General features: G+C 37.8%; 10 protein-coding genes and 1 other annotated feature (1 of these 11 only partly in view). Of the genes, 5 read left to right on the forward strand and 5 right to left on the reverse strand.

All coding sequences use genetic code 11. The features are described from left to right. Nucleotides 1-9, forward strand: a binding site (T-box leader) (it extends 186 nt beyond the left edge of the window). A gap of 111 nt (nt 10-120) precedes the next feature. Both argS and AC1DFT_RS06630 read left to right on the forward strand, forming a co-directional pair. Next, a complete protein-coding gene (argS, locus tag AC1DFT_RS06625) occupies nt 121-1,785 on the forward strand; it encodes an arginine--tRNA ligase (protein ID WP_477918405.1) in 1,665 nt (554 codons plus the stop codon). Nucleotides 1,786-1,865: 80 nt separating this feature from the next. Continuing rightward, nucleotides 1,866-2,477, forward strand: a complete 612-nt coding sequence (locus AC1DFT_RS06630; RefSeq protein WP_477918406.1) for a collagen-like triple helix repeat-containing protein — start codon at nt 1,866-1,868, stop codon at nt 2,475-2,477. 128 nt (nt 2,478-2,605) lie between these two features. Here AC1DFT_RS06630 and AC1DFT_RS06635 read toward each other — a convergent pair whose 3' ends face one another. Continuing rightward, entirely contained in the window at nt 2,606-4,291 is a 1,686-nt protein-coding gene (locus AC1DFT_RS06635) for a methyl-accepting chemotaxis protein (RefSeq protein WP_477918407.1), read from the reverse strand. Between the two features lie 617 nt (nt 4,292-4,908). On the opposite strand from AC1DFT_RS06635, the gene AC1DFT_RS06640 reads away from it, so the two are divergent. From AC1DFT_RS06640 to AC1DFT_RS06650, 3 genes are read left to right on the forward strand one after another with little or no spacing between them, the layout of a single operon-like run. Then, nucleotides 4,909-6,045: a betaine/proline/choline family ABC transporter ATP-binding protein gene (locus AC1DFT_RS06640; RefSeq protein WP_477918408.1), complete on the forward strand. Its 1,137-nt coding sequence runs from the start codon at nt 4,909-4,911 to the stop codon at nt 6,043-6,045. Continuing rightward, the gene (locus AC1DFT_RS06645) at nt 6,038-6,691 is read left to right on the forward strand and encodes an ABC transporter permease (RefSeq protein WP_477918409.1); all 654 of its coding nucleotides are present in this window, start codon (nt 6,038-6,040) and stop codon (nt 6,689-6,691) included. Before AC1DFT_RS06640 ends, AC1DFT_RS06645 begins: the two co-directional genes overlap by 8 nt. A 9-nt stretch (nt 6,692-6,700) precedes the next feature. Next, nucleotides 6,701-7,588 (forward strand): glycine betaine ABC transporter substrate-binding protein, encoded by an 888-nt coding sequence (locus AC1DFT_RS06650; protein WP_477918410.1) that lies wholly within the window; start codon nt 6,701-6,703, stop codon nt 7,586-7,588. Between the two features lie 856 nt (nt 7,589-8,444). Here AC1DFT_RS06650 and AC1DFT_RS06655 read toward each other — a convergent pair. Genes AC1DFT_RS06655 through AC1DFT_RS06670 form a run of 4 tightly spaced genes read right to left on the reverse strand, consistent with a single transcriptional unit; the run spans nt 8,445 to nt 11,768 of the window. Continuing rightward, the gene (locus AC1DFT_RS06655; protein ID WP_477918411.1) at nt 8,445-8,954 is read right to left on the reverse strand and encodes a flavin reductase family protein; all 510 of its coding nucleotides are present in this window, start codon (nt 8,952-8,954) and stop codon (nt 8,445-8,447) included. Between the two features lie 22 nt (nt 8,955-8,976). After that, nucleotides 8,977-9,576 carry a nitroreductase family protein gene (locus AC1DFT_RS06660; protein ID WP_477918412.1) on the reverse strand — a complete coding sequence of 200 codons (600 nt, stop codon included), beginning with the start codon at nt 9,574-9,576 and terminating at the stop codon, nt 8,977-8,979. 22 nt (nt 9,577-9,598) lie between these two features. Further along, entirely contained in the window at nt 9,599-10,105 is a 507-nt protein-coding gene (locus tag AC1DFT_RS06665; protein ID WP_477918413.1) for a GNAT family N-acetyltransferase, read from the reverse strand. 19 nt (nt 10,106-10,124) lie between these two features. Next, nucleotides 10,125-11,768 carry an ABC transporter substrate-binding protein gene (locus tag AC1DFT_RS06670; RefSeq protein ID WP_477918414.1) on the reverse strand — a complete coding sequence of 548 codons (1,644 nt, stop codon included), beginning with the start codon at nt 11,766-11,768 and terminating at the stop codon, nt 10,125-10,127. Between the last annotated feature and the right edge of the window lie 15 nt (nt 11,769-11,783).

Genomic DNA, 11,783 nt, shown 5'->3' on the forward strand with positions numbered 1-11,783 from the left:
GTCTCATTAATATAATGAGACGAAAGCTTTTTTTATTTACCCAATAACCCATGAATATTACAAAGGTATTACGGGTGCCAGGCACCCGTAATACCTTTGTAATAATTAGGAGGAGTTCAATTGAAAACGAAAATAGTGGAAATTCTACAAAGCTTCACAACTGAACTAATCGAAGAAAATATGATTGAAGTACCTGTATATGCTCACTTAGGTGACTTTGCCCTTCCTTGTTTTCCGTTTGCTAAAAAACTTAGAAAATCTCCTATCCTTATTGCGCAAGAACTTGCTGCAAGCATTCAAGACGACAGTATCGAAAAAATCGAAGCGATAAATGGGTATGTAAATATTTTCATGAAAAGAACGACATTTACTCAGTCGCTTTTGACGAATATTCATAAGCAAGGAAAACAATACGGTTCTTCTGATGCAGGGGCTGGAGGAGTTGTTTCGATTGATATGTCTTCACCTAATATTGCAAAGCCGTTTTCTATGGGGCATTTAAGATCGACAGTCATAGGAAATTCCATTGCTTTATTACATGAAAAAATTGGCTATCAGCCTGTTAAGATTAATCATCTTGGCGATTGGGGTACCCAATTTGGGAAGTTATTAGTAGCTTATCATTTATGGGGAGATGATAAGAAATTACGGGAAGCTCCTATTCAAACGTTATTATCCCTTTATGTTCGTTTTCATGAAGAAGCTAAAATAGACGATTCTTTAAATGACAAAGGAAGAGCCGCTTTTAAATCGTTAGAAGATGGAGATGGAGAAGCATTAACACTTTGGAAATGGTTTCGAACTGAATCACTTAAAGAATTCCAAAAGATATATGATTTACTTGGCGTTTCCTTTGATTCATATCGTGGAGAAGCTTATTACAATGACAAAATGGAACAAATAGTCGAAGAGCTGCAACAAAAAAATTTGTTAATAGAATCAGATGGTGCACTTGTAGTAGATGTTGGGGAACATTTACCACCTTGCCTTATAAAAAAATCCGATGGTGCAACCTTATATGCGACGCGAGATATTACAGCCGCTATTCAACGAAAACAGACATATAATTTCGTTAAATCTTTGTATGTAGTAGGTAATGAACAAAGCTTGCACTTCCCCCAATTAAAGACCGTATTAAATAAAATGGGCTATACATGGTCAGATACTATTCACCATATCCCTTTTGGGCTAATCTTAAAAGATGGTAAAAAGTTATCGACACGTAAAGGGAAAATTATTTTACTTGAAGAAGTGTTGAGTGATGCCATTCGGTTAGCGGAGCAGACAATCGAAGAAAAAAATCCTCGATTAGTCAATAAAAAGGAAGTCGCAAAAGAAGTCGGTGTTGGTGCCATCATTTTTAGCGATTTAAAACAACACAGAAAGCATGACATCGAATTTGACTTAAAGAAAATGCTTCAAACAGAAGGTGAAACCGGCCCTTATGTTCAGTATACCCATGCGAGAGCATGTTCCATTTTAAGAAAAGCATCTACTCCAAACACTTTGGAAGTAAGGGACGTAAATGATTATGAGTGGGAAATCATTAAATACCTCGAACAGTTCCCATCGGTAATTTTACGAGCTGCAGCCGAATATGATCCATCCTTGCTCGCAAAATATGCCGTGCATTTGGCGCAAACCTTTAATTCTTTTTACGGAAATATACAAATCATGAAGGATACCATTCATTTGTCGTATCGCCTTGCACTCGTTCAATCTGTTGTCATTGTATTAGAAGAATCATTAAGACTACTCGGCATTAAAGCACCAGTGGAAATGTAACATACCCAGAAAACACTGACGAAAGTCCAATTCCCCTCCCCTTTTATGAATAAGTTAATCAATAGGGGAGGTGAAATTAATTGGATAATAACCAGCCATGTAGTAAATGTGGCTATGTTCACAGCAGTAGAGGCAGAAGAGGTCCAATGGGCTTTGAAGGTCCTCCTGGGATCCAAGGTCCTCCTGGTGAACGAGGCGAAAGAGGACCTCGAGGGTTTATGGGATTGGAAGGGCCTCAGGGAAAAACGGGTGCCCAAGGTCCTGCTGGATCATCTGGTGGAATTAATGAATTTGCATATATTTACAACATTGGTGAACAACGAATTCATCAAGAAGAGGATATTTCTTTCGATTCAACCGGCATTATAACACAAGGGATTTCACACAATGCTGGAGAGTCTAAAATAATAATTAAAGATAATGGCATTTACGAGATTTTCTATCATGTAACTGGAAAACAACCCAATCAGTTAACTCTATTTTCCAATGGTGTAGAAATAACGAATACAACCTTTGGTGCAGATGACGGAAATGCACAGAACATTGGTATTCAAATCCTTCAATTAGAAGACAATACCGAGTTAACCCTTAGAAATCATACATCCACGCCTAGCCATCTCGACTTATTAGTAAATGCAGGTGGCACACAAACAAATGTCAACGCAGCGATTACGATCAAAAAGCTTTCTTAAAACATTCCTGTTTTAGACACAACTCCTGAACAATTCTGAAAGTTCTCTAATTTACTTCTGACACCGGGACACGTTGGAACACAAAAACTTCCCGCCTGTTTGCTCAATTGGCGGGAAGTTTTCAATCGTTAAATTTTAAATTGACGCACCATTTCATTAAGTGTATCCGATATAGTTGTTAACGAATTAGCAGCTATTTGAATTTCTTCCATCGATGCTAACTGCTCCTCTGTAGCTGCTGCTATTTCATGTGCACTTTCAGCGTTTTCCTTGAATAGTCCTGAAACTTCCCCATATTTTTGCGCAACCGTCGTAAAGTCCATTGTCAGTTGCTCGGTAGCCGCTGCAATTTCTTGTACTTTTCCAGACACTTGCGAAATAGATTGGATAATTTCTTGAAATTGAACGGAAGTAACGGATGTTAGTTGAATTCCATTATCTACATTTGTTTTTACTAATTCAATTGTATGAACTGTATCATTTGTATTATTTTGGATGTTAGTGATAAACGCTCGAATTTGATTGGCTGATTTACTGGATTGTTCCGCTAATTTTCGTACTTCCTCTGCAACAACAGCAAATCCTTTTCCATGCTCACCAGCTCTAGCCGCTTCAATGGCTGCATTTAAAGCAAGTAAATTCGTTTGATCTGAAATTTCGTTAATGATTGTTGTAATTTCCCCAATCTTAATAGCATCTTCAGCCAATGAGTTAATATTTTTGTCGGTTGCACTTACAGATTGATGAATGACTTCCATGGAGGTCACGATTTCTCTCACAGATTTCTCTCCACTATCTGCCTGTATACTAACTTCATTTGTCTCTTCAGACACTTCCGCCGTTCGTTGGGTCATACTTTGTAGCATGTGCAAGGACTGCTCGACAGCGATCGAACTTTCATTCAATATATTCGTTTGATCGCCCATACTTATCGAAACATTTTGGACATTTTCCGCAATTTGATTGGATGTTCGTTTCGACTCATCTGCGCTTGCTGAGAATTCTTCCGCTGTCGAAGCAGCCTGCGCAGAAGAAAAACTAATTTGCTGGATCATTTCTTTTAAGGAAGTGAGAAACTCATTAAACGAAGTTGCTACTTCTCCTAGTTCATCTTTGTTTTTTACATGAAGAGCTTTCGTTAAATCTCCATCTCCACTAGCAATATCATTCATCTGCTCCTTTAATTGACGTAAAGGAACTAATATAGCTTTTAGTAACATTGCACTCAAGACGATACCAATTACTACTGCCAGCAAGGAAATACCGAGTAAAACTACTTGACTTACTGTGGATTGGGATTCCAAACTTTGGCCTACTTCAGCTGTTTTACTATCCAACTGTTCGATGAAGGCTTCAAAGGACGGATCTAATACTTCCTTCCGAATTCTTCGTTCTTCCCCAAAATGAATTTCTTCTGCCTTCGTTCGATTAATCGTATTGTTTTGAATGACTAGTTGGCTTTGTGCCCAAAACTGTTCGTAATCCGCTCTAATATTATCTATCGTTTCCTTAGTGGAAGATGTATTGGTAAGAGCGATTATGTTATCGAATTGTTCTTGAATATTTGTAGATTTTTCTTCCATTTGCTTCGCATACGTATTGTCGCCCGTGAGAAGAAGTGCACGCTCATCATTGGAAAGGCCAGCAAGACGGTACTGTATTTGTTTTGCTATTTTTTGCATTTCCATCAGCGTATTCAATTCATTATTTTTTGCTACTGTATGAGATAAACTCCATGTTGCAAACCCACCAACTACAATGATAGATATGACTAAAATGGAAGTAACAAGCATTAGCCTTGTCTTAATTCGCATATTTTTCTCCTTTACTCTTTGAAAATTTTCATTTTACAGTATAACAGAGAATAGTAATAAATGAATCTAGTTCGAATTAATACTTAGTTGAGTCATGTCTACCCTACTACATTGCATGTAAACCGCTACATTTTCCTACCGTTCATAATAGTAGGAAGACTGGGTTCATGGCACCCCAATGTTGGAGGCTTGGTTGCCTATCCTTGGAAACAGTGATATGCTTAAAATGTTAGATAAATTCAATAATTGATTTTATTTCAAAAAACCAGACGATTTTCCCCTTTATTTTTTCCTACTTGTGAATACATTCTTAACTGATTTTTATCAGTTCCAATTGCTACTAAATTTCTTCGTCCTAGGTAGATACCATTTTGTTAAAATCATTTCTGAAACTTACGCTGTATGTCTTAGCAATGGCATAGAGGAATCTCTTTCATTCAGTTCATGGATATAAGGAGAAGTCCTTTTTTTATATCCAAAAAAGAACTGATTGCACAAGTATGGGGAAACAACCATACATTTAAGCTGTTTGGTTAACTAATAATTAGTTAGAAATGATGAGAAATCTGCTGATTATTACCACTTAATTGTCTCATCATATTTTAAAGGAGGTACTTATGCTCAAATTTGAAAATGTAAGCAAAGTGTATGCAGATGGTTTTAAAGCTGTGGATTCCGTTAGTTTTGACATTCCAGAAGGAGAATTTCTTGTACTGATTGGTCCAAGTGGTTCCGGAAAATCAACCACGATGAAACTGATTAATCGGATGATTAATCATACCAGTGGTACTATTTCCATCGATGGAAAAGATATTACCAAGTTAAACGCCGCAGAACTTAGACGTAATATTGGATATGTTATTCAACAAATTGGTCTTTTCCCCCATTACACAATTGAAAAAAATATTGCCATTGTTCCGGAACTAAAAGGTTGGGACAAAGAAAAAATTAAAGCCCGTGTAAAAGAACTATTAATCATGGTCGGTCTTGACCCGGAAATTTATAGCTCTCGTTACCCAAAAGAACTTTCTGGTGGACAACAACAACGTGTAGGAGTCGCAAGAGCTCTTGCATCCAATCCACGTGTCATCTTAATGGATGAACCTTTTGGCGCACTCGATCCAATTACTCGTGATCAGCTCCAAGGAGAATTGCTGTCCCTTCAACGCAAACTAAAGAAAACAATCGTTTTCGTAACACATGATATGGATGAAGCATTAAAACTTGGAGATCGTATTGCTATTATGAGAGACGGCCATTTACTCCAAATCGACACCCCTGAGAAATTATTACAAGAACCTGCTTCTGGATTTGTAGAAGAGTTTATCGGTAAAGACCGTATCGTTCAAAATCCTGAACTAATGCCAGTTATCAGCGTCATGACTAAAAAAGTCGTTACGTCTTACCTTCATCGTTCTCCAGAAAAAGCGCTATTAATGATGCGCCAACAAAAAATTACTTCTTTAATTATCATAGATGATAACGATGATACTCTCGTCGGAATTGTTTCTGCTTATGAATTAATCAAAAAAGTAAATACGATCCAATCCATCGAAGAAATTATGGTTGTTCCAGAATACATTCTATCAGACTCCGCAACCGCTAAAGACGCGATCGTTATGATGCCCAATGTACGTTCGGGGGTTATTCCCGTATTGAGCGAAGCAAAAAAAGTAATAGGATTAGTAACTCGCGGAACATTACTCGCTGCTTTGTCCAGTCAATGGACAGAAATGGAGGATCTAAATGAATAATTTAAATATATGGGAACAATTCATGCAACAAGCGGAAATGCGTTGGCAAGAAGTATTGGAAGCGACTTCCGTTCATATTCAACTCGTATTTTTCTCTATGGTAATCGCTATTATACTAGGGATAGGATTAGGTATTTTAATCACCCGAGTGCCAAAGCTTTCCACAATTGTATTAGGTGGGGCAGGTATCATGCAAACGATTCCGAGTTTAGCACTTCTTGGGTTCATGATCCCTATTTTTGGAATTGGTGTAAACACTGCTATTGCCGCTCTATTTTTATACTCATTACTTCCTATTATTAGGAACACATATACAGGAATAAAAGACGTTAACAAAGCTACAGTAGAAGCTGCCAAAGGAATGGGAATGACCAGTCTACAAGTATTAATAAAAGTGGAACTTCCCCTTGCTATTCCAATGATTATGGCAGGTGTACGTACTGCCGCCGTTATTAACGTTGGGACAGCGACACTTGCTGCATTCATCGGGGCAGGCGGACTTGGAGATTTTATCTTCTTGGGAATAACTCGAGGAATTGATGGTTTAATCTTACTAGGTGCTATTCCTGCTGCGTTATTAGCAATTATTTTGGAAGTTTTCTTCACCTACCTAGAACGTTGGACAACACCGGAAGGGTTAAAATAAGGTGATAACATGACAAAAAACAATCTCATAAAATCTATCTTACTCCTTCTAGTATTGAGCACGCTGACAGGATGTATTTTCAAAACAGAAGATTCCTTAATCGTGGGTTCAAGAAACAATACGGAAAGTATCATATTATCTAATGTTATGGGGCAATTAATCGAAGAGAAGTTAGGTATTGATGTTACTTATAAAGAAAACCTGGGAGGTTCCAATGTAGTTTGGAACGCGATGGTTAACGGTCACATTGATGTAATTCCCGACTATACAGGAACGATTGTTATTAACTATTATCAAGAAACCGCCGGAAATGCGGAGGAGACTTTAGCGAAAACAAAAGAGTTAGTAGCAGCAGATGGCATTACTGCATTAAATTCTTTCGGTTTCAATAACACCTATACTTTGGCACTAGATGAAGATGAAGCCGAACAGTTGAACGTTAAAACATTTAGTGACTTCGCAAAAGTTTCGAATGACTTTGTTTTAGGTGCTGTGTTCGAATTCATTGATCGACCAGATGGTTTACCTGGATTCCAAGAAGAATACGGCATTCAGTTTAAAGGTGTGAAAGGAATGGATCACGGGATTATGTACAGATCGATTAATGCAAAAGAAGTCGACGTGATCAACTCCTATACAACAGACGGACAACTACAAATGTACAACCTGCGTGTGTTAGAAGATGATAAGAGCTATTTTCCACCCTATCACGCACTCCCGCTTGCTCGAACGGAAATTTTAACACAATATCCTGAGTTAGAAGAAGTACTTCTTCAATTAGCCGGAAAAATTGATGAAACAACGATGCAAATGATGAACGCCAAAGTGGATAATGAGGGAATGATGGTCGAAACAGTTGCCAAAGAGTTCTTACAAGAAGCTGGGTTCATAAATTAATAACGCTAAAGTACCTGTCTAAAGTCCAATATTACAAATGGGAATGATGAATGCAATGACGCACATCATAGGTATAGTCCCTCTTAGTGACCGCAGTGATTTTTGCTGCAAGGCGGACGCTTTCCACGGGGTGAGAGATGAGCCATCGCCGACGCTAACGCGTTCGCTTGCGATGTCCCATCTTCTCACTCATCCCGTAGGAGTCGCCGCCTTTCCACAAAAATCAATGGAAAATTGCTAATCTATTCAGTATCTAATCGCCAAAAACAGGTTATTACCCAGTTTATTCAATTAGAGAATCCAGAAAATGGCTAAGGGAAACAGATCGGTCCCTGAAAGCAATCAATTCAATTCCGAAAGCAATCAAACCAACATGAGGGCAACCAAATTGCTGGTGAAAGCAACCATTTCTTAAAATAACTCTTTACTTGGATTGAGACGACCAGGAGTTGGATGCATTATTTATAAAGGTTGCGCAAATGGTCTATAATGTTGTGAGTTTGAAGGGAGATTTTACGAGTAACGACTGCCACGTTACACATTTATTATTGGACAATCTTCTCTGAATAAATAGAGTGGATATTGATGCCGTAGCGCGCCGGGCCGCATGAGCCGCAGTCATGAGACCCACTCGTGTGCAACACGAGTTGGCTCATGCAAGGTGCGGCAAGCGCGAAGGCTAGCGGTCACTACGTAGCAGTATCCCTATACTAGGTACAATATAAAGAATGCCATACCTTATGTTACTTGGAAAAATTATCAACATGTCTATATTTTTTGTTTTCCAAGCATTAGAAAAAGACTTCCCAATCATTCACAAAATGATGGGAAGTCTTTTTTATAAGCAAACCAAAGATTACTTATAGAAGCTGCCAGGTATCGCTCCGAAGTTTCTTTTATGGTAAAGCAATGGATTTTTATCTTCATTATGAATATGGATTACTTCTCCGATGAAAATGATATGATCTCCTGCATCAATTTGCTTGGCAGTTTTACATTCTAATTGAGCAAGTGAACCAGATAATACAGGTAATTGTCTTTCCGACTCCTCCCACTCGCATTGACTAAAACGATTCTCTACTTTAGAAGCAAATAAACTACAAATATCCGCCTGATCATCGGCCAAAATATTTACTGCGAATTTTTCTGCCTCTATAAAGGCAGGATAAGAACCAGACTTTTTATCAATAGACCATAATATGAGTAAAGGATCTAGAGAAACAGAAGCGAATGAATTAACCGTTAACCCTATTGGATTATTTGCATTATCAAAAGTTGTTACAACTGTTACGCCCGTTGGATAATTTCCTAACGCCTTTTTGAACTCATCTTGTGCAGTACTTACATTAACATTTACACTTACCATAAAAGTACACTCCCATTCTTGTTTACTTTACAATAACAACGCGCTGTTCCACTGGTTCTATTAGTTTTTCTTTCGGGGACGAAATAGGATTACCAAACGGTAACTGCGCAATTAGTTCCCATTTTTCTTGAATACCCCAGCATTCTTTCACTTCTTTTGAAAGTTCTGGATAGAAGTGTTGCAAGCTTGCTCCAAATCCTTCTTGTTCCAATGCCGTCCAAACGATATATTGCAACATGCCAGATGCTTGATGAGACCAAACTGGAAAATAATGTTCTACACTCGCGAATTTTTCCTGGAATGATTCTACAACAGAATAATCCTCAAAAAACAATACCGTGCCATATCCACTGGCAAAGCTTTCAAATCGCCTTTTGGTAGAATCAATCTTTTCTTCTGCAAGTCCTTGTTTCGTTGATTCAAATGCTAGTTTCCAAAACTTTTTATGTTGATCACCCAGTAACACAACAACTCGCCCTGTTTGCGAATTAAATGCAGTAGGTGTATGCTTTACAACTAAATTTACTATATCTTGAATTCTTTCATCCGAAATAATCTTTTCATCATTAATGCCATAAATAGAGCGTCTACTTTGAACGGCTGAATAAAAACTTTTAGTCATTTGGAATCCGCCCTTTCCTTTGTCATAATTCTAGTCGGAAGCATTTCACATGCACATCTGCGTTATGAAAGTCTTTGGATTCATCACGCATAAAACCAAGATGTTCATATAAACGGATTGCTTGCGTCATATTAGCACCTGAGTGCAAGTATAAAAAGTTAGCCCCTTTATCTCTGGCGTAACTCGCACTTTCCTTTAATAACGCTTGTGCAATCCCTTTTCCTCTAGCATCCGGACTTACCGCAAGTAACCTTACAATGGGATCAACTATGCCAATCTCAGGTTTTTGATAAGCAGCTTCTGAGTTGGTGAATAATTGTAATGTCCCTAAAAATTCCCCGTCACTTTTTGCTACCAATACTCGATCGAGTGCCGGATTATTTAGTGATTGTTTAATTCTCTCCAAGTAATCTTGCCAAACCTCTGTACTAAAGTCATTTTTATATTGTCCGTAACTTTCGACTAACAATTCCACTACAGCCTCTTTGTCAGCTTCCTTCAATGTATCGATTGTAATTACACTCGACATATTATTCCTCCTCAAAACCTTACTTTGCAATATTCGCATCAAAAAACAGTGGGTATCCGATTGAATCGAATTTTATTCCCTGAACATCTGCTGTGGTTGCTATTGTATAAGGAAAAAGATATATAGGAATGCTCACCGCGTTATTTACAATTATTTGTTGAGCTTGTTTATACAGTTCTTCGCGCTTGGTATTATCCATTTCAATTTCCGCCTGCTCCAAAACACTGTCTAACTCTTGGTCACTGTACCATCCAATATTACTACCACCATTATCCAACATTTTGTCTGAATGATAGAACAGTCGAAGATCATCTGAAGTAATCCCTACACGACTATTCCCATATGCATCAAACTCTGTAGGAGTTTTCAAAACCGCCATATGTTCACTAGTCGTGTTCATTTGAACTTCTACACCAATTGCTTTTAGTTGCTCTTGCACCATTAAGTTAATATCTTGTCGTTTTTCTCGATTCACAGAATTATTTAAAATGCGAAGTGTCAATGTTTTACCATCTTTTTTACGTAATCCATCAGAATCCTTTTTCCAGCCCAGTTCATCAAACAATGTGTTTGCTTTTTCTACGTCAAAACTCTCTTGGTTTTCTAAACTTGCATCATAACCAAATGACACTGGAGCTAATGGGGACCATGCACGCTTGTAAGTGCCTAAATATAATGTATTTACAATGCTTTCTACATCAATTCCTGCCCTTAATGCTTGGCGTGCTTTCACATCATCCCAAGGTGCATTGGTGCTATTAATAAACAGGGTGTAAGTTAAACCGCCTGTTTCAGCTTCCCAAAGCTTTAGTTGTTTATTTTTTTCTACAGCAATAATATCTTGCGGTGGAACTGTTTCTGCTGCTTTTATTTGTCCGCTCTGAACACTACCAATTCGTGTTGCTTCTTCTGGAACAATTTTAAAAGTCAATTTATCTAAATAAGCAACTCCTTCATGATCAGCAAATGGATATGCACCGTGGTAGTTTTCATATCTTTCTAACACTACACGGTCGTTTTCAACTTGTTCAACAAACTTAAATGGACCACTGCCAACAGGATGGAGTCCAAATTGATCTCCCGCTTTTTCTGCTGCTTCTTTTGAAACGATTGATAAATTAGAATGTGCCAGCAGCGTTAAAAACGTTGAAGATGGATTTGACAATGTAAACTTAACTGTGTATTTATCTACTACTTCAACAGATTCAACCATTTCCATATAGTTCGCTCCAAACAACGCTCTTGTTACTGGATCAAAAATTCGATCAAAATTGTATTTTATGACGTCGGCATTAAATTCAGATCCATCATGAAAAGTAACATTTTCTCTCAACTTAAATGTATATATTTTTTGATCTTCTGAAATATCCCATTCTGTCGCTAACCAAGGTTCTATTTCATTGTCTAATCCTTGATATACTAATGTTTCGAAGATCCCTTTAATAACACGTGTAGATACTGCAAAAGTGCTCACTTGTGGATCTAATGTATCAGGAGCTGTAGATAATGCATAAGTTAGCTCCCCTCCGGATACAGCTTCTTTTTCTTCAGCGCTAGCGTTAGAATCTGAATTTGATTCTCCTCCTGAAGAACAACCGACTAATACTAATGTTAAAACTAACAATGTAGTGAACAATTGATATACTTTTTTGTTTATAGACATTTACATCATCCCTTT

It is taken from the genome of Psychrobacillus sp. 05T411 (assembly GCF_056396485.1).

What these genes read in the sequence shown, in the direction of transcription:
- AC1DFT_RS06640 (WP_477918408.1), top strand. Translation starts at nt 4,909, where the DNA reads ATGCTCAAATTTGAAAATGTAAGCAAAGTGTATGCAGATGGTTTTAAA.
- AC1DFT_RS06645 (WP_477918409.1), top strand. Translation starts at nt 6,038, where the DNA reads ATGAATAATTTAAATATATGGGAACAATTCATGCAACAAGCGGAAATG.
- AC1DFT_RS06665 (WP_477918413.1), bottom strand. Translation starts at nt 10,105, where the DNA reads ATGTCGAGTGTAATTACAATCGATACATTGAAGGAAGCTGACAAAGAG.
- AC1DFT_RS06655 (WP_477918411.1), bottom strand. Translation starts at nt 8,954, where the DNA reads ATGGTAAGTGTAAATGTTAATGTAAGTACTGCACAAGATGAGTTCAAA.
- AC1DFT_RS06670 (WP_477918414.1), bottom strand. Translation starts at nt 11,768, where the DNA reads ATGTCTATAAACAAAAAAGTATATCAATTGTTCACTACATTGTTAGTT.
- AC1DFT_RS06635 (WP_477918407.1), bottom strand. Translation starts at nt 4,291, where the DNA reads ATGCGAATTAAGACAAGGCTAATGCTTGTTACTTCCATTTTAGTCATA.
- AC1DFT_RS06660 (WP_477918412.1), bottom strand. Translation starts at nt 9,576, where the DNA reads ATGACTAAAAGTTTTTATTCAGCCGTTCAAAGTAGACGCTCTATTTAT.
- AC1DFT_RS06650 (WP_477918410.1), top strand. Translation starts at nt 6,701, where the DNA reads ATGACAAAAAACAATCTCATAAAATCTATCTTACTCCTTCTAGTATTG.